The sequence below is a fragment of the Vibrio sp. ED002 genome, from assembly GCF_023277445.1.
Lineage (GTDB): Bacteria > Pseudomonadota > Gammaproteobacteria > Enterobacterales > Vibrionaceae > Vibrio > Vibrio jasicida.
In genome coordinates this window covers 2913903-2937778 of the sequence record NZ_CP080238.1, presented here as the reverse complement: position 1 = coordinate 2937778, position 23876 = coordinate 2913903, and the positions used below count along the sequence as shown (strand labels likewise).

Below are 23876 nucleotides of genomic sequence, written 5' to 3'. Positions count from 1 at the left end.
AGCGACGGATGTCGCGTTAATGGATGCACATGGTGTGCAAAATATACACAAGGTAGCCTTGTTACCTTAGCTTGGGATTGTAAAAGTTATATGAACACGAATCGTGAACATGAATGTGATGTGTTAGTGGTAGGGAGTGGCGCCGCGGGCTTGTCGTTAGCTTTGCGCGTAGCAAACCACTGTAAAGTGATGGTGTTGAGTAAAGGCCCGCGCAGCGAAGGCGCGACGTTTTACGCGCAAGGTGGTATCGCTGCGGTCTTCGATGAATCTGACACCATCGAGTCTCACGTTGAAGACACACAAATTGCTGGTGATGGCATTTGCGATGAAGAAACGGTTAAGTTTATCGCTGAGAATTCAAAAGAATGCGTGCAATGGTTGATTGATGGTGGTGTACCGTTTGACCGTGAGGACGATGACTCTGATGAAGAACCTCGTTACCACTTAACTCGCGAAGGTGGTCACAGTCGACGCCGAATTTTGCATGCTGCGGATGCAACAGGTATGGCGATGCAAACCTCACTGCAAGACAACGCCCACAGCCACCCAAACATTCATGTTCTTGAACGTCACAATGCTCTGGATTTAATCACTGAAGATAAAGTCGGCGGCGACAAAAACAAGATCATTGGCGCTTATATTTGGAACCGAAATGAAGAACAGGTAGAAACCGTTCGCGCTAAATTTGTTGTTCTTGCGACTGGTGGCGCTTCCAAAGTTTACCAATATACGTCAAACCCTGACGTTTCCTCTGGTGACGGTATCGCGATTGCTTGGCGCGCAGGCTGCCGTGTCGCAAATATGGAATTCAACCAATTCCACCCTACTTGCCTGTTCCACCCAGAAGCACGTAACTTCCTACTCACAGAAGCCTTGCGTGGTGAAGGTGCCTATCTGCGACGCCCTGATGGCTCACGCTTTATGCCGGATTTTGATGAGCGTAAAGAACTTGCGCCGCGTGATGTCGTCGCACGTGCCATCGACTTTGAAATGAAGCGCCTAGGTGCAGACTGCATGTATTTAGACATCAGCCACAAACCTGCGGAATTCATTACCAAGCACTTCCCAACCATCTACTCTCGTTTGATGGATCTTGGCATCGATATGACCAAAGAGCCGATCCCAATTGTTCCAGCCGCACACTACACGTGTGGTGGCGTGATGGTCGATCAAAACGGCAATACGGACTTGAAGAATCTATATGCCATTGGCGAAGTCAGCTACACCGGTCTACACGGTGCAAACCGCATGGCTTCAAACTCACTACTTGAGTGTGTGGTCTACGCATGGGCAGCCGCCAAAGATATCCTAAAGCACCACACGAAGGTCGAATTAGCACCCCGAGTACCTTGTTGGGATGAAAGCCAAGTCACCAACAGTGATGAAGAGGTTATCATCCAGCATAACTGGCATGAGCTTCGCTTGTTTATGTGGGATTACATGGGCATTGTTCGCACGGACAAACGTTTAGAACGCGCACTGCGCCGTATTCAAATGCTTCAGCAAGAAACGCATGAGTACTACAGCCACTTCCGTGTTTCAAACAACTTGCTAGAACTGCGTAACCTACTTCAAGTAGCTGAACTGATGGTACGTTGTGCGATGCAGCGTAAAGAAAGCCGCGGTCTACACTACACCTTGGATTATCCAAACCAACAAGAAAATAGCGGACCGACGATCCTAACACCAAACAAGTAAATCTGACGCCAAGTAAGAAAGAGTTAGACACGATATCAAATGGGAGCTTCGGCTCCCATTTTCCATTGACGCAATATCATATTCAATTGACGATACGACACATCATCACAACTGTCTCGCCAAACGGTCACCTTATCCCCAGATACCAACTTGAACGTCACCTTGAAAACAGAAGCGGAAAGATCGACTCCTGATAACAGTGAAGTTCGAGCGTCATTTCGAACCGTTCCATCACGATGAAAATACCAATTCCCGACAGTTGACGGCATGACGAATCCACCTTGGGTATGGCAACGATAGATCAGTAGTAACAGATAACTAGATAAGACGAGTGGAATATCAGAGAAGATAACCGCCCAAGCTAAACCGAAAAGAATCAAGTAATGCAGCGCTTGGGCGTTTAGAGATTTAGAAACAGTAAGGTTAGCGAACCTTGCTGAGGTTGTGTGCGACAATTTTATCAACCATCGAAGCGTGACCAAGGTTTTCGCTGCGACCATGCCCCATGACCCAAGTAAACAAATCTGGATCATCACATTCTAACAACGAAACAAAATCACGTTGCTCTTGCTCACCTAGTGCATCGAAGCACTCTTCAAAAAACGGCATAATCACCACGTCAAGCTCAAGCATGCCACGACGACAAGCCCATTTAATACGCGCCTTTTCTTCCGCAGTGTACATTCAGTATTCCTTCATAGATGTCTTGTTCTTAGTGCGGAGTGTAACAAGGGATGTTCTACGCCACTAGTGTGCGGGTCACAATATGTAGCCAAGTCACTGCAAATCCTGATCGCATTTAATAAACAAACGTTCAGTTGAGCCAAACACCTTAAAATTGAGTGGATATATTGAGTGCTGACAAATATCGAATCTGCAATTAACATAGCTGAAAAATATCTTCAAAAGGCATCGTACTCATGGAATGGCAAACTCGCTTTTCACCACTGAACCTATCGACACAAGACGCGCTACCGGAGCTGTCTATCTCGCTATTGGATAACCTGGGCATGATCACCATGGTCGGGGACGACAAAAAGTCATACCTACACGGTCAAGTTACCTGCGATGTGGTTTCTCTTGAGAAAGACCAATCAATGTTGGGAGCACATTGTGACGCGAAAGGTAAAGTGTGGAGTGTCTTCCGCCTATTCCACCATAACGATGGCTACTCAATGGTTCAGCCGAAATCAGCAATTGAAGTGGAACTGAAAGAAATTAAAAAGTACGCAGTGTTCTCGAAAGTGACCATCGAAGAGTCAAGCGACGTGGTACTGGGTGTTGCTGGTAAGAATGCAGATGCATTCATCTCAACGCTAAATGCTGATTCTGGCGACGTGCGTGCGATTGAAGGCGGCACTGCGGTCAAAGTCGCTCTGAATCGCTGGTTGCTTGCGCTTACAGCAGAAGCAACACAATCATTAGTGGAAGATAGCCAAGCAACACTGACAACCCACGAGCTTTGGACCCATTTCGATATTGAGGCAGCACTGCCATACGTGGCAGCAGACGCGCAAAACGTACACATTCCACAAGCACTAAACGTACAAGCGCTTGGTGGTATAAGCTTTACGAAAGGCTGCTACACGGGTCAAGAAACTGTAGCGCGCGCGAAATATCGCGGCACCAACAAACGTGCAATGTACATTGTTAAAGGTGTAACCGTTGAAACCTTAAGTGAAGGTGCGATCGAATTGGAACGTAGTGTCGGTGAAAACTGGCGTTCAGTAGGCGCCTTGCTCACGCATTACCAATTCAGCGACAACCAAGCGATGGGTCTCATTGTATTGCCAAACAACCTAGATGATGACACTCGTCTGCGCTTGGTTGACCAACCAGAATGTGAATGGGAAATCGCAGCACTGCCGTACAGCCTTGACGATGAGTAATACCATTCATACCCCTTTGATGCAGTTTTTGGCGGACCAAAACATCGAGTACCGCCTTCTTCCTCATCAAAAGCCAGCAACAACCATTGAGGATGCCGCGCAACAACGCGGCATTCGCCCTTCTCAAATGGTCAAAGCGATTCTTTTGCGTGATATGGGAAACCAATATGCGCTTGCTTGTGCACCAGGTGATCGTAGCGTTGATCCAAAGAAGGTGCGCGCATTACTGCAGTGCCGTCGCATGACGTGTGTTGATCAAGCCGACGTAGAAGCGATTACCGGATACAAGATTGGTACTGTCACGCCACTACTCTTAAAACGCTACATGCCGATCGTATTTGACCCAAGTTTGCTTGAAGAAAAAGAAATCACTATCAGCAGTGGTGATCGTATGGCTGGATTAGCATTATCTATCGATGATTTACTGCAATTGTGCCAACCAACCTTGGCCGATATCTGCCGTTAACCTTCGTAAAAATGTAATAACATGCAGGCTTTCTCACACCTACGTGATCTCACTCATATCTCCCAACATACAAAGTGGAATTTTTAATCATTTTTGAAACATAAATAGTCACGCGTAATAAACTCGTATATGCTGAATTTGTTGGTTGAGTTTTCAACAACGACTTAATCAACATAAAGTGAAACTGCTGACTGAATTGGCCTCTGCCACACAGTCAGTCGTCCACTTTTGTGTAATGCATCTGTGACTATTCGCCCGCCGAAGCGGGCTTTTTTTTATACGGAACTTTTCTGCGCCTCTTCCCTCTAACTCGATGAAAGCCATGTATTAAGCCCTTAATCCGGCAAAACGAACAAAATGCAATCAATTGAGTAAAAACATTTAGCAAACAATTATTTTCCTTCTATTCTTAATTCTGTAACAAAACAGTTGCTTAATGCACCACGTAACAACAGAAAGAGATAAGGAACGGTTCCTTCGCTAGTGTTTTTTTGAGGTAATCCTCACGCTATTTGAGATATGACCCTGTCAATTTGTCTATGGCAGCACAAATCTCTAAAGCGATACAACTCATCTGTACTTAATACCATTGCTGTCACAATAATTTTTACGCCAAAAACGTAAGATAACTGAGCTAGGTAAGAGATAAGGAAAAGTAAATATGAGACTGTTTAAGCGCTATACACCAGGTATGATTGCTAAACACATAAGTCGTCTTTTTAAAGGAAGAATTTATATTTACGGAGTCGGTAAATTTGAGTTTGATAATGGAAAATTAATGCTGCCAGAGAAAGCGGAAAGACGCCACTTTCAAGCGGTTAAAGAAATTAACCAAGAGATTATGAAGCTCAGATGCGCATACGCTTAGCGACAACATCGATGTAAAGGAAAGGCTGGATTAACCAGCCTTTTTTGTGTCTTCTATTCGTCGAGCAATAAGCTCGTTATTGACGCGCAAGTTCCGGCAAATTGCCTTTCAAACCCAATGCGCGTTTCATTATCTCGTCTTTTGCTCCTGGTAGCTGGCTAGCTAAACTCAAACCAATTCCACGTACCAGCTTTTTAGCAGGATTCTCACCAGAGAACAGGTCACGGAAGCCTTGCATCGCAGCAATCATCTTCGCAGCTTCCGCTTTACGCCAACGTTCATAACCACGTAGGTTACGTTTGGTGCCAATGTCCTGCCCTTGCTTCCAAAGCGCCAACACTTCTTGCGCTAAGCTCGCAGCATCCAATAAACCAAGGTTCACACCCTGCCCTGCTAGTGGATGAATGGTGTGTGCTGCATCGCCAACTAACGCCACACGTTCAACCACAAAGTCACGCGCATAACGCATCTTAAGCGGGAACGCCGCACGTTCACCAACTACTTCACACAAACCTAAACGCACATCAAATTCGCTAGTTAATGCCTTATTGAACTCTTGCTCATTCATCGCCAGCAGTTGCTCGGCACGATTTGGTTCGGTAGACCAAACAATCGAGCACATGTGCGGATCAGACATCGGAAGGAAAGCCAATGGACCTTGCGGTGTAAAGATCTGACGCGCAACGCTGTTGTGTGGGTCAGCGGTTTTCACGTTCGCGACAAGTGCGCTATGACCGTAATCCCAATGCGTCAATGGAATATCCATTTGGTTGCGCAGCCAAGAGTTTGCACCATCGGCGCCAACCACTAACTTCGCAGTCATGGCTTGACCGTTGTCGAGCGTGAGCCAGCTTTCTTGCTCACCAACCGCTAACGTTGCACAACGTGCAGGCATAAACAGCGTCACGTTATCCAGCTTTTGAACTTGCTCTAGCAACGCCAATTGAATTACGCGATTTTCAACAATATGGCCAAGATCTGGCTGAGCCATGCTTTGCGCATCAAACGCGATGTTAGCAAAGCTGTCTTGCTCCCATACCTCCATTGCATAATACGGAGAAGCACGACGTTGCTCGATACCTTGCCAAGCTCCGAGTTTACGCAACATCGTTTCACTAGAGCGACTTAGCGCTGATACACGAACGTCCGGTAGTTCACTCAACGTATCGTCCGGCACAGAGCCTTCAATAACAGCAACACGTAGGTCACTGTCTTTAAAAGCGGCAGCCAACGCCAATCCAACCATACCACCGCCGATGATGGCGATATCTACACTTTGCATCATTGCTTTTGTTACCTAATTCGTTGCCGTTTATCGTTTCACTAGACCAAGCGTGTGGCGTAGCAGCGGTTGCTTAAAAGTAGAAAGGTTATCCATCGTTGCGAGAGCGAGGTTACGCCCAATTCGCATCGCCGGTAAATCATTTGAAAAAATATGCACGAGAGAACTGGTTAGCCAAATTGTTTCGCTGCGATCATCTTCACGACGCTGGCTAAATCGCATTAAGCCTTGGTAACGACCCGCGTCTTCAGCTTGCTTAACAACCTCTTCCGCTAACGATGCCACATCACGAATACCAAGATTGAAGCCTTGTCCTGCAATCGGGTGAAGCGTTTGTGCGGCATTGCCAACAATAGCAAAGCGGTGTGAAATGTTTTGCTTACGATGACGCAGAAGAAGTGGATAGCTCGCACGTTGCCCGACTTTTTGCATCTCACCTAAACGCCAACCAAAGTCGCTCTGCAGGCGCTCAAGGAACTCTTCATCGGACAAATTCACAACGGATTGCGCTTCTTCAGGACGCAAACACCAAACCAAAGACATGCGGTTGTCACTCATAGGCAGCAGTGCGACTGGACCATTCTCGGTAAAGCGTTCAAAGGCACGACCTTGATGAGGTTCTTGCGTTACGATATTCGCAATCACTGCCACTTGGTCAAAATCATGCTCAGACAACTCTAAACCGATTTGCTGACAGCATTGCGATACTGCGCCATCGGCAGCAACGAGCAACTTAGCTTCCAGCTTCTCACCGCTCGTCAGCTCAATGTGCGCTTTGTCTTGCTCACGTTCGATGTTCACGACCGAATCCGGGCAAAACAGACTGATCGCCTCACTCTTATCTAAGAGCTCTTGATAGACGCGACCAACATCGGCGAGTTCCACTACGTAACCAAGCGCTTCAACACCAACTTCGTGCTTGGTAATCTCAGTCATCCCCGCATGAGAACGATCGGACACATGAATGTGCTCTATTGGAGTTGCAAAAGGCTCAACCGCCGCCCACAACTGCAAATGGCGTAAGGTGTTGACGGTCCCGTAGGATAAGGCAATGGAACGAGAGTCAAAACCAGGGTGCTCATTAGATTGCGCTTTAAACGGCTCAACAACGGCAACACGAAGTTGTCCTTTCGATAAGCGATCTATCGCTAAAGCAAGTGTGGCTCCCGCCATGGCTCCACCAGCAATTACAACGTCATATTGCCTCATGCTAACCTCTAGAAACTATTCAATTAATGGTACCGACGATCAGTGAATCGTCGGTTTACTATCGTTGCTTTCAGGACGAGCGCCAAACTCGGCATGAATAGTTAATACGCATGCTTTGACGTGTTCGATTACTTGCTCTAGCAATTGAGCTTGCTCACCTAGGTCGTCATCTTCATCAATGCCTAACTTAGCGATCTCTTCAAGATCTGCTAACGCCTCTTTCACATCGTCAGACGCTTTATTCATGGCGATACCAGCTAATCCCAAACCTGAGATAAAATGGTTAACGAAATCAGATAGGCCATCAGCCAATGCGAACAAGCCTTCTTCACCTGGCTCATCAGGCAACAACAGAGACAATTCCATCGAGGTGCCTGTCAACTCATTTACCGTCACTTTAAAAATGCTTTGTGCAAAAGACAGTGCAGTAGTTGGCCACCCCATACCATCATTGGTGTAATCAAACAAAATTGGTTGCCAGGTTTGATCGTTAATCGCCAATCCACCACTTAGCATGCCGACAAGTAACCCGTGTAACTCAGCAGGCGTCACTGCAATGCTTGCGGATTTAAGTTCAACAGCAATAGATTGATATTCTGGAAGGGTGATTTCACTCATAACTGGGCTCATTCTTGCGTAATAATGTATCGTTCTATCCTACCATCAAGCCTACTCGGCTGAAACGGCTATCAAATTCAAATTTGGACAGCATTTACTCAATTTGTCCAATTCCTGTGTGATCACTTCACCATTTTTCTATCTAGGGTGGGAAATGCTTGAATCTTAATAGCGGTTTTCCTATAGTTTCCTCCTCGGTAGTTGTACAAAGCAATACCTTAGATAGCGCGAATATAGAGTTTATTCATCATGAGCAATCAAGCGGTCGACGTTGAAATCCTTGGAAAAATGACACGAGTGAATTGTCCACCGGGTCAAGAAGAGTCACTGATTACAGCGGCTAAAGATCTCGATCGTCGATTGAAAGAGATGACAGACCGTACTAAGGTAACCAATGAAATTCAGCTACTGACTTTTGCTGCATTAAATATTTGTCATGAATTGCATACCAAGTCATACGAATCAAACGGTCAGCAACAAGAAATTACGGAGCGAATGGAAAAGCTCACTGCGTCGCTAGAGAACGCACTTAAGAATGTAACGCAAGGACAGCAGTAGATACCAAATTTACCCTGGGGTGTTCGTCAGTTGGATTTAAGTCCCTGAGCCGATAAGCAATACCGAAGGGTTAGTACTTGATAGCTATTGAGCAAGCTTGGCATGCACCGAGAAGCCTACGGTTATCATTGCTGATCCGCCTTGAACCAGCTGGTTCAAGGGCCACAATCCTCAACGGCACCCTGGGGTATCCTCTCTATGTCAAACCTATCTCGACAAGAATTCCGTAAACTCATCCGTGAAAAACGTAACGGCCTGTGCAGTGATACTCAGTTTCAAGCAGGGCTCGATCTAATTAAACAGTTTTCACAGTTGCCAGAAATCCAAGTTTCAGATCACATCGCCATTTATCTTTCCGCCGACGGAGAGCTCGACACAAAACCGTTAATTGAGTGGCTATGGCAACAAGGTAAGTCGATTTACCTACCGGTGATTCACCCATTCTCGCAAGGCCAATTGTTGTTTCTTCATTACGTAAACGATGACCAGTTGGTGTTTAATAAGTATGGAATCTTAGAACCCAAACTCGATATCACCTACCTAAAGCCCGTTCGAGATCTCGACCTGATCTGCACACCATTAGTTGGTTTTGACAGTATCGGCCATCGCTTAGGTATGGGCGGAGGCTACTATGACCGGACACTCTCACGCTGGTTTAGTACTGGCGAGGGCGCCAAGCCAATCGGCATTGCTCATGATTGTCAGCATGTCGAACGCCTTCCAACAGAGAGTTGGGACATCCCATTACCTAAGATCGTGACTCCAAGCCAGATCTGGCAATGGGAAAAGTAGAACTTACCCGCTATAATCACGCCGCAAACGTTAACGAACATCTATTCAGGAGATTGGCATGACTCAAGATGAAATGAAGAAAGCGGCTGGTTGGGCAGCACTTAAATATGTTGAGAAAGACAGCATTGTCGGTGTTGGTACTGGCTCTACCGTGAATCACTTCATCGATGCCCTAGGCAGTATCAAAGACGATATCAAAGGTGCAGTGTCTAGCTCTATTGCTTCTACTGAGCGCCTAAAAGAGCTTGGTATTGAAGTATTCGAGTGTAACGACGTAGTGAAGCTAGATGTCTACGTTGATGGTGCAGATGAAATCAATGCAACACGCGATATGATCAAAGGCGGCGGTGCTGCATTGACTCGTGAAAAAATCGTTGCAGCTATTTCAGACAAATTCGTATGTATCGTTGACGGCACAAAAGCAGTTGACGTACTGGGCCAATTCCCACTTCCTGTAGAAGTTATCCCAATGGCACGCTCTTACGTAGCTCGTGAATTGGTAAAACTAGGTGGTGACCCTGCATACCGTGAAGGCGTAACGACGGACAACGGCAACGTGATCCTAGACGTACACAACATGCAAATCACTAACCCAAAAGAGATGGAAGATAAGATCAACGGCATCGCGGGTGTTGTGACTGTGGGTCTATTCGCTCACCGTGGTGCAGATGTGGTTATCACTGGCACACCAGAAGGTGCAAAAATAGAAGAATAAGTCACTAGTTGACTTAAGTTTTCTGTTATTTCATTACAGACGGCGCCCTAGGGCGCCGTTTTTTCTTTCTTTTTCTAAGAAAAGCATGCCTTATTCCGTAATTTTCTTACCCAAAGCAAAAATTTTTTGTTACTTTATTGAACAGAAGACGCACAGGGAAACGTTTGTCTTCCAACAAAACTGTTAATTATCCCCTTTTTAATGGTTTTGCTTTATGTGCGCCACATTAGCCCACCTTTCCATTTTAAGGACGAGAAAAATGGCCAAAGTTTCACTGGAAAAAGAAAAGATTAAGATCCTCTTGCTAGAGGGACTCCACCCTTCTTCAGTTGAAGTTCTTCAAGCAGCTGGCTACAGCAACATTGAATATCACAAAGGTTCCCTTTCTGAGGAAGAACTGATTGAAGCAGTAAAAGACGTACACTTCATCGGTATCCGCTCCCGAACAAACCTATCGAAAGACGTGATCAATGCGGCGAACAAGCTAGTTGCGATTGGCTGTTTTTGTATCGGTACCAACCAAGTAGACCTCAACGCTGCTTCGGTGCGTGGTATCCCTGTATTCAACGCACCTTTCTCAAACACGCGCAGCGTCGCAGAGTTGGTTCTAGGTCAAATCCTGTTGCTTCTTCGTGGCATTCCAGAAAAGAACGCACTCGCGCACCGTGGCATTTGGAAAAAGAGTGCAGACAGTTCTTACGAAGCTCGCGGGAAACGTCTGGGCATCATTGGTTACGGTCACATTGGTACGCAATTAGGTATCATTGCCGAAAACCTAGGCATGCGCGTTTACTACTACGACATTGAAAACAAACTGTCTCTAGGTAATGCGACACAAGTGCTCACCATGAGTGAGTTACTAAATAAATGTGACGTCGTTTCTTTGCACGTACCAGAGACGCCAGAAACCAAGAACATGATGGGTGAGGAAGAGTTCGCGCGCATGAAGCCGGGCGCTATCTTTATCAATGCGGCGCGCGGTACTGTTGTTGATATTCCGGCTCTATGCCACAGCCTAGAATCAGGCCATATTTCTGGAGCAGCTATCGACGTATTCCCTGTAGAGCCAAAAACCAACGCCGATGCGTTTGAGTCTCCACTACAGAAGTTCGACAACGTTATCCTAACGCCACACGTCGGTGGCTCAACACAAGAAGCACAAGAAAACATTGGTGTAGAAGTTGCGGGCAAGTTGGCGAAGTACTCAGACAATGGTTCAACACTATCGAGCGTGAACTTCCCAGAAGTATCACTGCCAGAGCATCGTGAATGTTCACGTCTACTCCACATCCACAAAAACCGTCCTGGTATCCTGACGCAAATCAACACCATTTTCGCAGAAGACGGCATCAACATCGCCGGCCAGTACCTACAAACCGCAGCTGAGATCGGCTACGTAGTGATTGACGTAGAAACCTCTCGCGCAGCAGAAGCATTAGTTAAATTAAAAGGCATCGAAGGCACCATTCGTGCCCGAATCCTTCACTGATCACTGACTTGCAAATACAAAAAAGGCAGGGACTTCCCTGCCTTTTCTCATTCTATGAATCGTAATGTTATCTGTACTATTTAAGCCTGTATACGACGTCCACTTGGTCACGAATCACCAACGTTGAATCTTGATAGCTATTTGAACTCTCTCTTGCATCCATCGCCACAGAGCGCATCAATACTGGGCGTGCGTGCATTTGGTTGTAGTTAATCTGCCACACATCACCTAACTTCTTATCAAAACCTGTCGCTAAAGAAGCCGCTTTGCTTTGTGCATCTTTAATCGCTGCCATGCGTGCTTTTTGTTGGTACTCAGATTGGTTGCTTACTTTAAGCTGAATGTTGTCAACCTGGTTGATGCCCGCCTTTAGCGCCATATCCAAGTACTCATTCAAGTTCGCCAAATCACTCACAGTCACATCAATACTGCGTGAAGCTCGATAACCCACAAGTTCCGCTTTACCCGATTTAGGATAGTGGTACTGAGGAGCAAGGTACAGATTTGAGCTAGTAATATTGTCTTTCGACAAACCAGCATCAGCTAAGCTCTTAAGAAACTCATCAACCGTATTATCGACAGATTGCTTCGCCTGTTCTGCCGTCATGGTCGTATCAACTACCTTTACAGAAAAAGCCGCCATATCTGGCGTCGCGACAACTTCACCGTAGCCAGTGGTTGATAAATGGGCAAAATTCGGCACATCATTCGCAAACACAGAAATACTGGTAAGGCTTAGGGCTGAAGCAAGTAAACATGAAGACAGTTTCATTCGACAAATCCATCCGTATTGAAAGACTAAGATCACTCCAGTTGCCTGAGTTCAAGGCGAGAGACTCGATGAAAGCCATGGCAGATAAGTTGCTGTCTTGAATTCGCAAATAGATAAAACAGCAATGAACAGGAGTGTATATAGACTCATCATAGAAACTTCTGGCAATTATCCAAGCACCTTAAGCGACTTCTAACACAACTTTGACTGTGTAACTTCATGGTAATTTCGACTCAAAACGCGAGCGAAGTGGGAACTTATTGCGGTAAGTGTTTTTGAGCGTAACTCACAATTGCTTGCGATATCTCTTGCAGCACTCCGGTTTCCAACTGCCAGTGATGCCAATAAATGCGATAAGACATCAAAAAGCCAGGCGTAATATCGATAAGCTCCCCTTTCTCCAGTTCATCGGTGATCTGTAGTCGAGGAATCAAGCAATAAGCGACTCCAGCTAACGCCATTTTGAGGAAAGCTTCAGAACTACTAATGTTGTGATGGATGACACTATCCGGTCTGACGTTGAAGTGCTCCGTTAAAAACTTCTTATGCAGATCATCGTACTGATCGTAGGAAACCGCTGGTGCTTTAGCTAACGTTTGATTGTTCACGCCTTCGGTAAAATAGCGTTGATAGAACTCAGGGTTAGCGACACAAACATAATCGATGCGCCCTAGGTAATCCGCTCGACAACTCGGTATGGCTTGTGATTCTAAACTTATAGCCCCTGCTACCTCACCACTTCTGAGCTTTTCAATCGATCGTGATTCTCCGTAGATCGTCAACTTAAGTTCAACTTGGCGATGCTTCATCACATCTTGTAAAGCCGGTAGTAACCACGTTGCTAAGCTGTCGGCATTAGTCGCGAGTGAGAGCTGAACGGGACGAGTTGTGGTGTCGTTTTTTAGCTCAGGAAGGATTTCATGCTCAAGCAACCTGACGCGACGATAAAGCCCGAGTAGCTTCTTACCAATTGGGGTTGGCTTTGGCGGTTGCTCACGTATAAGTACCGGTTGGGCAAGGTACTTCTCAAGCTGTTTGATACGTTGGGAAATGGCTGATTGCGAAACAAAAAGGTGCTCAGCAGCTCGGTCAAAACTGCCTTGATGAACTACCGCATCTAACGCTTCTATCCATTTATAATCCAATCCTCGCACGTGTTTTTCCTCCCTAATAAACGCCAACAGCACCAAATAAGTAATGCTAATAATATATTAAAATCATTAATTATACTTATTTAATGAAAAGCTTTATCTTCCCCTCCTCTGTTGTTCTATTACTAATGTTGAGGTGTGTTGTGAGCTTTTGGGTGTTATTACAAGGATTCGGTTTAGGTGCGACCATGATCATTCCAATCGGTGCGCAAAATGCGTATGTACTTAACCAAGGCATTAAGCGTCAACATCATCTAACGACTGCGACCATCTGTAGCATCCTAGATATGATTTTTATCTCGCTCGGTATTTTTGGTGGCGGCGCGATTCTCTCGCAAAATGAAATCCTACTTACCTCAGTAACTTTAGGTGGTATTGCCTTCTTAAGTGTTTACGGTTTACTGTCACTAAAAAGTGCATTCAAAGCAGCAAACGCCTCTGAATCGAATGGTGAAGTCGTCGCACGAGGCCGTCGTACCGTAATTCTTGGCGCACTTGCCGTCACAGTGTTGAACCCGCACCTGTACTTAGATACCGTAGTGATCTTAGGTTCAATTGGTGGTCAGTTTGAAGGTAATGATCGCATCGCATTCGCTATGGGCACCATCATGGCTTCCTTTGTATGGTTCTACACGCTCTCATTAGGTGCGGCAAAATTGGGGCCAACGCTCTCAAAACCAAAAGTGAAAAAAGGCATCGATATTGCGGTTGCTACTATGATGTTTACTATCGCTTTTGTACTTGCGAATGAGTTAGTCACCAAATACTGGTAAAGATAAATAGGAAAGAAACACGACATGGAGTCACTGGAAAAAATCCATCAAATCAATCGAGAGCGATTCAACGCGCTCTCCATCCCCTTTCGAGAGTGGCAACATGAAGCCATTCTCGACTTCGAAACCGATGTCAAAGTTGCCGCAAAACTCGGCTGGACTGGCATTCATACTAAGAGTCTTTTTCTCAAGCTAAAAGGGCAAGGTTATGCTGTATACCTGACCGACAAAGACTCTCGTTTAGACTCCAAACAAATCAAAATGATGACTGGTAAAAGGCCTTCTATTTGCAGCGACGATGAAATGATTGAGCAGCTAGGTTGTGTACCTGGCGCAGTTTGTCCTATTGGCTTACCTGAGCATGTCACCATTATCGTCGACACGGCACTCTACCAGCATGATGAGTTGCTTTATACGCCAGGTTTACCCGAATTAACCTTTGGCTTTGCAGGTAGCGAACTTAAACGTCTGCTCCTCGCTGGCAGTAACACTCTGTTAGAACTTTAGAAAATCCGGATATAAAAAAAGCGAGGCCATTGCCTCGCTTTTTCATGTTCTCAATCGAAGGGATTAAGCTTCTACTTTGTTCAAATGAACATCCATTTGTGGGAATGGAATTTCGATGCCTGCTTCGTCCAACGCTTCTTTGATTGCTTGAGTTGAATCGAAGTAAACATCCCAGTAATCAGACGTTTTACACCATGGACGAACCACGAAGTTCACTGAAGAGTCTGCTAGTGCTAGGACACCGATTTGGATTGCAGGATCTTTCAGGATACGCTCATCTTTTTCTAGCACGTCACGGATAACTTGCTTAGTTTGCTTAAGATCAGCGCTGTAAGAAACACCGATAACTAGGTCTACACGACGCGTAGCGTGGCGAGAGTAGTTAGTGATTGCGCCGCCGATAACTGATGAGTTCGGCACAACAACCATTTTGTTGTCAGGTGTCTTTAGTACAGTTTGGAAGATTTGAATTGCTTCAACACTACCAGCTACACCACCGATTTCCACATAGTCACCAGACTTAAATGGACGGAATGCAACGATTAGCACGCCAGCAGCAAAGTTAGATAGTGAGCCTTGTAGAGCAAGACCAACAGCAAGACCAGCCGCACCAATTACCGCAACTACAGATGCAGTTTGAACACCTACACGACCTAGTGCCGCAATCAATACAATAACAAATAGAAGGTAACGAACTAGACCGTTGACAAACTCAACAACCGCTTTGTCCATTTGTTTCTTTTCAAGCACTTTTGAAACGCTGTTTGCTACCGCTTTAACGATAATGTTACCGATAAATAGGATCAGCAGTGCAGAAATGATGTTTACACCGTACTGAATAAGAAGATCTGAGTTGTTATTTAGCCACGTTTCCGCTTTGCTCAAACCATCCGTTAAAGAGGTATCGATACCCATCGATTCACCTGCCATAATTCGTATCCTCAAAATAAAGATATAAAAATCTAATTGCCGTTAACTTATGAACCTTGTTTTTTATAGGTTCTTATTCACAACAACATCCCTATTGTTTTCCTGAACAGTGTCAGATTTTTGGCACAATATCTCAAAACTGAAATTTTGCAAAGTCAGAGTTTCGCAAAGACCTACAAAACAAAGCTTTATCAGAATTTTCCGATATTGGCATGTTACAGAGTACGCAATGGATTTACATTTCGCCACACTTTTTAATTGCTTTTATGCCACTTGGTGCGGAAATGCGCTGGGTTTCGAAATTTGCGCCAAAACTGAAGGGATATGAAGTGCGGTGATCATATAGCAGTTGATTGAGTTATCAATTGCTAAAAGAAAGAGAATGGTCGCTGTCTCATTGATTAGACATAAAAAACCCGCTCGAAGAGCGGGTTTTTAGAAACTCAAATAAGACGAATTATAGTACGTCGATTGCGTTTAGGTCAGAGAATGCTTTCTCTAGACGAGCTACCATTGAAGCTTGACCAGCACGCAGCCATACGCGTGGATCGTAGTACTTCTTGTTTGGCGCAGATTCGCCAGTTGGGTTACCGATTTGACCTTGCAGGTAATCAAAGTTTTCTGCAGAGTAAGTACGGATACCATCCCAAGTTGCCCACTGTGTATCAGTATCAATGTTCATTTTGATAACACCGTAGCCGATAGACTCTTGGATTTCAGCTTCAGATGAACCTGAACCACCGTGGAACACGAAGTTTAGAGCGTTTGGTGCAATACCGAACTTCTCTGCACAGTATGCTTGAGAGTCACGTAGGATAGTTGGAGTTAGTACAACGTTACCTGCTTGGTAAACACCGTGTACGTTACCGAAAGATGCTGCAATAGTGAAACGTGGGCTAATAGCGTTTAGTTTCTCGTATGCGTAAGCAACGTCTTCAGGAGAAGTGTAAAGCTCTGATGCGTCCATGTGAGAGTTATCAACGCCGTCTTCTTCACCACCAGTACAACCTAGTTCGATCTCTAGAGTCATACCCATTTTCGCCATGCGAGCTAGGTATTTGCCAGAGATTTCGATGTTCTCTTCTAGAGACTCTTCAGAAAGGTCGATCATGTGAGAAGAGAATAGTGGTTTACCAGTTTGAGCGAAGAACTCTTCACCAGCGTCTAGCAGACCGTCGATCCATGGAAGCAATTTCTTAGCAGCATGGTCAGTGTGAAGGATTACTGGAACGCCGTAAGATTCAGCAACTGCGTGTACGTATTTTGCACCTGCTACAGCGCCAAGGATTTGTGCACCTTGACCTTCAAGTTTCACGCCTTTACCAGCGAAGAAACCAGCACCGCCGTTTGAGAACTGAACAACAACAGGAGCTTTAACTTTCGCTGCAGCTTCTAGAACACCGTTGATTGAGTCAGTGTTAACAACGTTAACTGCTGGAAGAGCAAATTTGTTCTCTTTTGCTACTTCAAATACTTTCTGAACGTCATCGCCAGAGATAACACCTGGTTTTACGAAGTCGAAGATCTTAGACATGGATGTAATCCTATTTATCTGTCGTTTTATAAACAAAACTTGTTAAATTGAAAATCTTGCAAACGTTTGCTCACAACTGAGGCTATTTTAGCAGAGTTCCTCTCGCGTTGCAGCAAACAAGAAAGCGGGAGAGGACTCCCGCTTTACTGAATATTACTTAGCGCGTGCTTCTAGCATTTCAACTGCTGGAAGAACTTTACCTTCTACGAACTCAAGGAAAGCGCCGCCGCCAGTAGAGATGTAAGATACGTCAGCTTTGATACCGAACTTGTCGATAGCCGCTAGCGTGTCACCACCACCTGCAACAGAGAAGCCTTCAGAAGATGCGATAGCGTCAGAGATGCCTTTAGTACCAGCTTCAAAGTTCTTGAATTCGAATACGCCTACTGGACCGTTCCATAGGATAGTCTTAGCGTTCTTCAAAATTTCTGCTAGTTCAGCAGTTGAATCTGGACCAAGGTCGAAGATCATGTCGTCGTCTTGTACTTCAGAAACGTGCTTGATTTCAGCTTCTGCGTTCTCGTCGAATGCTTTCGCACATGCAACGTCAGTTGCTACTGGAATTGCACACTCGTCCATTAGCTTCTTAGCTGTTTCAACTAGGTCTGCTTCGTATAGAGACTTACCAACGTTGTGGCCAGCAGCTGCGATGAATGTGTTAGCAATACCACCACCAACAACTAGTTGGTCAGCGATTTTAGATAGAGACTCAAGAACCGTTAGCTTAGTAGAAACTTTTGAACCACCTACGATAGCAACCATTGGACGAGCAGGCTTGTCCATTGCTTTACCTAGTGCTTCTAGTTCGTTAGCTAGTAGAGGACCCGCACATGCTACGTCTGCGTGCATGCCTACACCGTGAGTAGATGCTTGTGCACGGTGAGCGGTACCGAATGCGTCCATTACGAAGATGTCACATAGAGCAGCGTATTGCTTAGACAGTTCTTCTTCGTTTTTCTTCTCGCCTTTGTTAAAGCGAACGTTTTCAAGAACAACTAGCTCACCAGCGTTTAGTTCTAGACCGTTTAGGTAATCTTTCGCTAGTTTAACTTCGCAATCTAGTGCGTCGTTTAGGTAGTTAACTACTGGTTGTAGAGAGAACTCTTCAGCGTATTCACCTTCAGTTGGGCGACCTAGGTGAGAAGTAACCATTACTTTAGCGCCTGCTTCTAGACAGTGCTTGATAGTTGGAAGAGATGCGATGATACGTGCATCAGAAGTTACTTTACCGTCTTTTACTGGCACGTTTAGGTCAGCACGGATAAATACACGTTTACCTGCAAGATCCAGGTCAGTCATCTTGATTACAGACATGATGTGTCCTCTCAAATATTAAATAATTAAAGTTTTTAAAAACTCGGCAATCCTGCCAAGCCCGTTAATTCTTCAAACTGGTTATTGATATGGAGATACGTCAGATTTATTTCAAGGCTTAAAATAAAAAATTCTCCATCGCTTCCTCACCATTAAGGCTCCACTTGTGAAGAAGCTTGCATTGCTAAAGCGGTATCCAGCATCCGGTTAGCAAAGCCCCATTCGTTATCGCACCAAACAAGCATTTTTACGAGTTGCCCGTTGCTCACTCGAGTCTGAGTTCCATCCACAATGGCACTGTGGGGATCATGGTTAAAGTCGATGGAAACGAGCGGCGATTCAGTATAGTCAACAATGTTACGTAATGTACACTGAGATGCGTTAACAATGGTTTGATTTACGTCATTAACTTTCACATTTGTACTAATTGTGACACTTAAATCCATCGCGGTGACGTTAACTGTCGGAACTCGAACCGAAATGGCTTCGAATTTGTTGGAAAATTTCGGGAAGATTCTTTCAATCCCCTTATGCAACTTAGTATCGACAGGAATGATGGATTGACTGGCAGCACGAGTACGACGTAAATCATTATGATAAGCGTCAATCACCTGCTGATCGTTCATTGATGAATGGATAGTAGTAATGGTGCCCGACTCAATGCCAAAGGCTTCATCTAAGACTTTAATGATAGGAACGATACAATTCGTCGTACACGAGCCATTAGAAACAATGCGATGCTCGCCTTTTAGCGTTTCATGGTTAACGCCATAAATAATGGTGTTGTCGAGGTCATTTGCACCAGGGTGAGAAAACAGGACTTTCTCTGCACCTGCTTCAATATGAGCTAAGCCATCCGCTTGTGAGCCAAATACGCCAGTGCAGTCTAAGACAATATCGACCTCTAGATCGCGCCATGGCAACAGGTCGATTTCAGCGAGGTGAAGGATTCGAATGGGGTCATATTCACCACTATCATGATGAACATAAAGATGCTCTTGATCGTGAGAGATTTTCTTTCCGAAGCGGCCATGACTGGTGTCATATTGCAGAAGATGGGCCATTGCTTCTGGTTGTGCAAGCTCATTGACAGCGACAACCTTAATTTGTTGGTGTTTACCGCTCTCATATACTGCTCGCAGTACATTACGACCGATACGTCCAAATCCATTGATCGCAACCTTTAGCATTTCTCCCTCGCCTCACCAAAAATTCGTGTCACAGATAGTACCTGATACAAAGGCAGAACGCATTAAGTAAGTGATCTCACTCGCGGTAAACTATCTTTTCACTTCACGATACATTCACATTGCCAATATATTCATTTCTGACCTCGCGTATTTCACTTGGCACTTTAACTCCTTGTTTGACCACCAAAAGGAAATTCGTATGTCAGGTTTTCCCGCTGCTCACTTTTGTCAGCGATGCAATAGAGAAACACCACACTCTGAAGTGCTGGTCCGTAAGCCAAGTCGTTATGATACGGATAAATCGATTCTTGGAACGTTAAAACTCTGGGCTCATACCTTGCTGAATGGCGGCCACTATTACGATATGGATCGCTATGTCACTTGTAAGGAATGTGGGCACAAGGAGAGAGACAACTGGGGAAAAGAATTTGAATAGGCATAAAAAAACCGAGCATTAACGCTCGGTTTTTCATTTATAACGCGAAATTACGCTAGCAATTCTTGTGCTGTGTTCACTACGTTTTCTACAGTGAAACCAAACATCTCAAACAGCTGGTCAGCCGGCGCAGACTCACCGAAGGTCGTCATACCGATGATGCGGCCGTCGAAACCAACGTACTTGTACCAGAAGTCAGCAATGCCCGCTTCTACCGCGATACGTGCCGTTACGTCTGATGGTAGTACAGATTCACGGTAAGCAGCGTCTTGCTTGTCGAATGCATCTGTTGATGGCATTGAAACAACGCGTACTTTCTTACCTTCAGCCGTTAGTTGCTCAGCAGCTTTCACTACTAGCTCAACTTCAGAACCTGTCGCGATTAGGATTAGCTCAGGCTTACCATCGCTGTCTTTCAGGATGTAAGCACCTTTTGCGATGTTCGCAACTTGCGCAGCATCACGATCTTGTTGCGCTAGGTTTTGACGAGAGAAGATAAGTGCAGTTGGCGCATCTTTACGCTCAATCGCCAGTTTCCATGCTACTGCAGATTCAACTTGGTCACATGGACGCCATGTACTCATGTTTGGAGTCAGACGTAGTGAAGCCATTTGCTCAACCGGTTGGTGAGTTGGGCCATCTTCGCCAAGGCCGATAGAGTCGTGCGTGTAAACTTGGATGTTCTGAACTTTCATCAGAGCAGCCATACGCATAGCGTTACGAGCGTATTCCATAAACATTAGGAATGTTGCGCCGTAAGGAACGAAACCACCGTGTAGCGCGATACCGTTCATGATCGCAGTCATACCGAATTCACGTACACCGTAGTGGATGTAGTTACCAGAGAAGTCGTTCGCTTCTAGAGACTTAGAACCTGACCACATGGTTAGGTTAGAAGGCGCTAGGTCAGCAGAGCCGCCCATGAATTCTGGAAGCATTTGACCAAACGCTTCTAGAGCATTTTGAGATGCTTTACGTGATGCAATGTTCGCTGGATTAGATTGAAGATCCGCAATAATTTGGCTCGCTTTTTCTTCCCACTCTGCAGGAAGTTCGCCGTTTAAACGACGTTTAAGCTCTGCCGCTTCTGCTGGGTAAGCCGCTGCGTATGCTTCAAACTTCGCATTCCAAGCTGCTTCTTTCTCAGAACCTGCTGGTTTTGCATCCCACTCAGCGTATACGTCTGCTGGAATTTCAAATGCTGGGTGTTCCCAACCTAGGAACTCACGTGCTGCTGCGATTTCGTCTGCACCTAGTGGCGCACCGTGACAGTCGTGTGAACCTGATTTGTTTGGAGAACCAAAACCGATGATGGTTTTAGTACAGATCAACGTAGGACGAGGGTCTGCTTTTGCCGCTTCAATAGCAGCATTGATCGCTTCAGAATCGTGACCATCTACAGCAGGGATAACGTGCCAACCGTAAGATTCAAAACGCTTAGGAGTGTCATCAGAGAACCAACCTTCTACGTGACCGTCGATAGAAATGCCGTTGTCATCCCAGAATGCGATCAGTTTGCCAAGGCCTAGTGTACCAGCAAGAGAACAAGCCTCGTGCGAGATACCTTCCATTAGACAGCCATCGCCCATGAACACGTAAGTAAAGTGGTCAACGATGTCGTGACCTTCTTTATTGAACTGTGCCGCTAGCGCTTTCTCAGCCATTGCCATACCAACCGCGTTGGTGATGCCTTGACCTAGAGGACCAGTCGTTGTTTCGATACCTGGTGCGTAGCCGTACTCTGGGTGACCAGGAGTCTTAGAGTGAAGCTGACGGAAGTTTTTAAGATCGTCGATAGACAGCTCGTAACCGCTCAGGTGCAGTAGAGAGTAAATAAGCATAGAGCCGTGGCCGTTAGACAGCACGAAACGGTCGCGGTCTGCCCACTCTGGGTTAGCTGGGTTGTGGTTTAGGTGAGAACGCCAAAGAACTTCAGCGATATCAGCCATACCCATAGGTGCGCCTGGGTGGCCAGAGTTAGCTTGTTGAACACCATCCATGCTAAGAGCGCGGATTGCATTTGCCAGATGTTTACGAGAAGACATGTCTGCTCCTGAGTGCATTAAGCGAATTGATAAAGGAATGTGGGCGCTTTTATCTTACTAAGAAGGGATAAAAGCGCCGCAATATTCTCTCAGAGCCAAATTCTGACTGCAAACGTTTTACTCACCATTTTTGAGGTTTTAACTCAATCTTTTCGCTGATTGTCTGCATTTTTCTATAAATTCATCATCCTTCAAGCAAACGATTGGGTAATAAGTCAGATGAATTGGATTGGAAAAAGAACTTGTAATTCGAACACGGCAATTTAAAATAGACGTCTAGATGTAGAAACACCTACAAACTGTATTGTATTTTTCGTGGCAAGCTTGCGTTAGTTGGCCATGAGTAAACCTTAAGATTGGAGCTATCATGGCTAAGCACCTGTTCACTTCTGAGTCGGTATCAGAAGGTCATCCAGATAAAATCGCAGACCAAATCTCTGACGCAGTTCTTGATGCAATTCTTGAGCAAGACCCAAAAGCACGTGTTGCTTGTGAGACTTACGTTAAAACTGGCATGGTTATGGTTGGCGGCGAAGTAACAACGTCGGCATGGGTTGATATTGAAGAAATCACTCGTGAAACTGTTCGTGAAATTGGTTACGTTCACTCTGATATGGGCTTCGACGCGAACTCGTGTGCGGTTCTAAACACCATCGGTAAGCAGTCTCCAGACATCAACCAAGGTGTTGATAAAGCAGACCCTAAAGAGCAAGGCGCCGGCGACCAAGGCATCATGTTCGGTTACGCAACAAACGAAACTGAAATCCTAATGCCAGCTCCAATTACATACTCTCACCTACTTGTTAAGAAGCAAGCTGAAGTTCGTAAGAGCGGTAAACTAGACTTCCTTCGTCCAGATGCGAAATCTCAAGTAACGTTCCAATACGACCAAGGCAAGATTGTTGGTATTGATGCGGTTGTTCTTTCGACTCAGCACTGTGATTCAGTAACAACACCAGACCTACGTGAAGCAGTGATGGAAGAGATCATCAAGCCAGTATTGCCTTCAGAGTGGATCACTAAAGACACTAACTTCTTCATCAACCCAACCGGTCGCTTCGTTATCGGTGGTCCAATGGGTGACTGTGGTCTAACTGGTCGTAAAATCATCGTAGATACTTACGGCGGTGCAGCTCGTCACGGTGGTGGTGCATTCTCAGGTAAAGATCCATCGAAAGTAGACCGCTCAGCAGCTTACGCGGCACGTTACGTAGCGAAAAACATCGTAGCAGCTGGCATGGCTGACCGTTGTGAAATCCAACTTTCATACGCTATCGGTGTTGCTGATCCAACGTCTATCATGGTTGAAACGTTCGGTACTGAGAAAGTATCACACGACATTATCATTGAAGCGGTTCGTCAAAACTTCGACCTACGTCCATACGGCCTACAAGAAATGCTTAACCTGCTTCAACCTATCTACAAGCAGACAGCAGCATACGGTCACTTCGGTCGCGAAGAGTTCCCATGGGAAGCTACAGATAAAGCAGCTATCCTACGCGATTTCGCTGGCATCAAGTAATCGAGCCACACAAGAATCGATAAAGCCCTCGCCTTTGGCAGGGGCTTTTTGTTCCCTCCTCCCTTTTTTTTCCTATCTCTTTCTTGAACAAAAATTCAGCATTTATTTGTAAATTGCC

Annotated in this window: 24 protein-coding genes and 1 other RNA gene; 13 read left to right on the top strand and 12 right to left on the bottom strand. The window is 45.5% G+C overall.

All coding sequences use genetic code 11. The features are described from left to right. The first annotated feature begins 90 nt into the window (after positions 1-90). Entirely contained in the window at positions 91-1698 is a 1608-nt protein-coding gene (gene nadB, locus ITG12_RS13725; RefSeq protein ID WP_042602357.1) for an L-aspartate oxidase, read from the top strand. Positions 1699-1733: 35 nt separating this feature from the next. Here the strand turns inward: nadB and ITG12_RS27790 are convergent, their stop codons facing one another. Together ITG12_RS27790 and ITG12_RS13715 are read right to left on the bottom strand one after the other, a co-directional pair. Next, positions 1734-1967 (bottom strand): hypothetical protein, encoded by a 234-nt coding sequence (locus ITG12_RS27790; protein WP_349292935.1) that lies wholly within the window; start codon positions 1965-1967, stop codon positions 1734-1736. A 154-nt stretch (positions 1968-2121) separates the two neighbouring features. Continuing rightward, positions 2122-2382, bottom strand: a complete 261-nt coding sequence (locus ITG12_RS13715) for a succinate dehydrogenase assembly factor 2 (RefSeq protein ID WP_038870312.1) — start codon at positions 2380-2382, stop codon at positions 2122-2124. Positions 2383-2618: 236 nt separating this feature from the next. Here ITG12_RS13715 and ygfZ point away from each other — a divergent pair, with 236 nt between their 5' ends. The 3 genes from ygfZ to ITG12_RS13700 all read left to right on the top strand — a co-directional run bounded on the left by ygfZ (position 2619) and on the right by ITG12_RS13700 (position 4921). After that, the gene (ygfZ, locus tag ITG12_RS13710; protein WP_248873145.1) at positions 2619-3587 is read left to right on the top strand and encodes a tRNA-modifying protein YgfZ; all 969 of its coding nucleotides are present in this window, start codon (positions 2619-2621) and stop codon (positions 3585-3587) included. After that, complete coding sequence (locus ITG12_RS13705) at positions 3580-4053, top strand: YbaK/EbsC family protein (RefSeq protein ID WP_248873144.1); 474 nt, start codon at positions 3580-3582, stop codon at positions 4051-4053. The genes ygfZ and ITG12_RS13705 overlap by 8 nt, the downstream gene beginning before the upstream one ends. A gap of 661 nt (positions 4054-4714) precedes the next feature. After that, positions 4715-4921 carry a DUF1107 domain-containing protein gene (locus tag ITG12_RS13700; RefSeq protein ID WP_038881174.1) on the top strand — a complete coding sequence of 69 codons (207 nt, stop codon included), beginning with the start codon at positions 4715-4717 and terminating at the stop codon, positions 4919-4921. Between the two features lie 76 nt (positions 4922-4997). Here ITG12_RS13700 and ITG12_RS13695 read toward each other — a convergent pair whose 3' ends face one another. The 3 genes from ITG12_RS13695 to ITG12_RS13685 are packed head-to-tail and all read right to left on the bottom strand — an operon-like array spanning position 4998 to position 8030. Then, positions 4998-6206, bottom strand: coding sequence for an FAD-dependent 2-octaprenylphenol hydroxylase (locus ITG12_RS13695; protein WP_042602353.1), 1209 nt, complete (start codon positions 6204-6206; stop codon positions 4998-5000). 27 nt (positions 6207-6233) lie between these two features. After that, positions 6234-7412, bottom strand: coding sequence for a 2-octaprenyl-6-methoxyphenyl hydroxylase (gene ubiH, locus ITG12_RS13690; protein ID WP_038881167.1), 1179 nt, complete (start codon positions 7410-7412; stop codon positions 6234-6236). Positions 7413-7451: 39 nt separating this feature from the next. After that, on the bottom strand, positions 7452-8030 hold the full coding sequence (locus ITG12_RS13685) for a YecA family protein (RefSeq protein ID WP_248873143.1): 579 nt from the start codon (positions 8028-8030) through the stop codon (positions 7452-7454). A gap of 249 nt (positions 8031-8279) precedes the next feature. Between ITG12_RS13685 and zapA the strand changes: the two genes are divergently transcribed. The 5 genes from zapA (at position 8280) to serA (ending at position 11584) form a co-directional block, all read left to right on the top strand. Further along, a complete protein-coding gene (gene zapA, locus ITG12_RS13680; RefSeq protein WP_038870320.1) occupies positions 8280-8588 on the top strand; it encodes a cell division protein ZapA in 309 nt (102 codons plus the stop codon). 8 nt (positions 8589-8596) lie between these two features. Beyond that, positions 8597-8781: non-coding RNA, 6S RNA (gene ssrS / locus ITG12_RS13675), on the top strand. A gap of 5 nt (positions 8782-8786) precedes the next feature. Continuing rightward, positions 8787-9380 carry a 5-formyltetrahydrofolate cyclo-ligase gene (locus ITG12_RS13670; protein WP_042605408.1) on the top strand — a complete coding sequence of 198 codons (594 nt, stop codon included), beginning with the start codon at positions 8787-8789 and terminating at the stop codon, positions 9378-9380. Positions 9381-9438: 58 nt separating this feature from the next. Beyond that, positions 9439-10095 carry a ribose-5-phosphate isomerase RpiA gene (gene rpiA, locus ITG12_RS13665; RefSeq protein ID WP_038881162.1) on the top strand — a complete coding sequence of 219 codons (657 nt, stop codon included), beginning with the start codon at positions 9439-9441 and terminating at the stop codon, positions 10093-10095. Positions 10096-10354: 259 nt separating this feature from the next. Further along, complete coding sequence (serA, locus tag ITG12_RS13660) at positions 10355-11584, top strand: phosphoglycerate dehydrogenase (protein ID WP_038870325.1); 1230 nt, start codon at positions 10355-10357, stop codon at positions 11582-11584. Positions 11585-11660: 76 nt separating this feature from the next. Here the strand turns inward: serA and ITG12_RS13655 are convergent, their stop codons facing one another. Together ITG12_RS13655 and ITG12_RS13650 are read right to left on the bottom strand one after the other, a co-directional pair. Further along, a complete protein-coding gene (locus ITG12_RS13655) occupies positions 11661-12356 on the bottom strand; it encodes an oxidative stress defense protein (RefSeq protein ID WP_038870326.1) in 696 nt (231 codons plus the stop codon). A gap of 257 nt (positions 12357-12613) precedes the next feature. Beyond that, complete coding sequence (locus ITG12_RS13650) at positions 12614-13510, bottom strand: LysR family transcriptional regulator ArgP (RefSeq protein ID WP_038870328.1); 897 nt, start codon at positions 13508-13510, stop codon at positions 12614-12616. Positions 13511-13650: 140 nt separating this feature from the next. Here ITG12_RS13650 and ITG12_RS13645 point away from each other — a divergent pair, with 140 nt between their 5' ends. Continuing rightward, positions 13651-14280: a LysE/ArgO family amino acid transporter gene (locus ITG12_RS13645; protein WP_039976408.1), complete on the top strand. Its 630-nt coding sequence runs from the start codon at positions 13651-13653 to the stop codon at positions 14278-14280. Positions 14281-14304: 24 nt separating this feature from the next. Next, a complete protein-coding gene (locus tag ITG12_RS13640) occupies positions 14305-14787 on the top strand; it encodes a YbaK/EbsC family protein (protein ID WP_248873142.1) in 483 nt (160 codons plus the stop codon). Between the two features lie 63 nt (positions 14788-14850). Here ITG12_RS13640 and mscS read toward each other — a convergent pair whose 3' ends face one another. From mscS to epd, 4 genes are all read right to left on the bottom strand, one after another. Beyond that, a complete protein-coding gene (gene mscS, locus ITG12_RS13635; RefSeq protein ID WP_038870334.1) occupies positions 14851-15717 on the bottom strand; it encodes a small-conductance mechanosensitive channel MscS in 867 nt (288 codons plus the stop codon). A gap of 457 nt (positions 15718-16174) precedes the next feature. Further along, positions 16175-17251, bottom strand: coding sequence for a class II fructose-bisphosphate aldolase (gene fbaA / locus ITG12_RS13630; protein ID WP_038870335.1), 1077 nt, complete (start codon positions 17249-17251; stop codon positions 16175-16177). Between the two features lie 153 nt (positions 17252-17404). Continuing rightward, positions 17405-18565, bottom strand: a complete 1161-nt coding sequence (locus ITG12_RS13625; protein ID WP_038870336.1) for a phosphoglycerate kinase — start codon at positions 18563-18565, stop codon at positions 17405-17407. Positions 18566-18717: 152 nt separating this feature from the next. Then, positions 18718-19755 (bottom strand): erythrose-4-phosphate dehydrogenase, encoded by a 1038-nt coding sequence (epd, locus tag ITG12_RS13620; RefSeq protein ID WP_038870338.1) that lies wholly within the window; start codon positions 19753-19755, stop codon positions 18718-18720. A 199-nt stretch (positions 19756-19954) separates the two neighbouring features. Here epd and ITG12_RS13615 point away from each other — a divergent pair, with 199 nt between their 5' ends. Next, a complete protein-coding gene (locus ITG12_RS13615; RefSeq protein WP_038870340.1) occupies positions 19955-20191 on the top strand; it encodes a hypothetical protein in 237 nt (78 codons plus the stop codon). Between the two features lie 50 nt (positions 20192-20241). On the opposite strand, the gene tkt is transcribed toward ITG12_RS13615, so the two are convergent. After that, positions 20242-22236 carry a transketolase gene (gene tkt, locus ITG12_RS13610; protein WP_038881148.1) on the bottom strand — a complete coding sequence of 665 codons (1995 nt, stop codon included), beginning with the start codon at positions 22234-22236 and terminating at the stop codon, positions 20242-20244. A gap of 367 nt (positions 22237-22603) precedes the next feature. Here tkt and metK point away from each other — a divergent pair, with 367 nt between their 5' ends. Then, a complete protein-coding gene (gene metK, locus ITG12_RS13605; protein WP_038868143.1) occupies positions 22604-23758 on the top strand; it encodes a methionine adenosyltransferase in 1155 nt (384 codons plus the stop codon). Positions 23759-23876 lie beyond the last annotated feature (118 nt).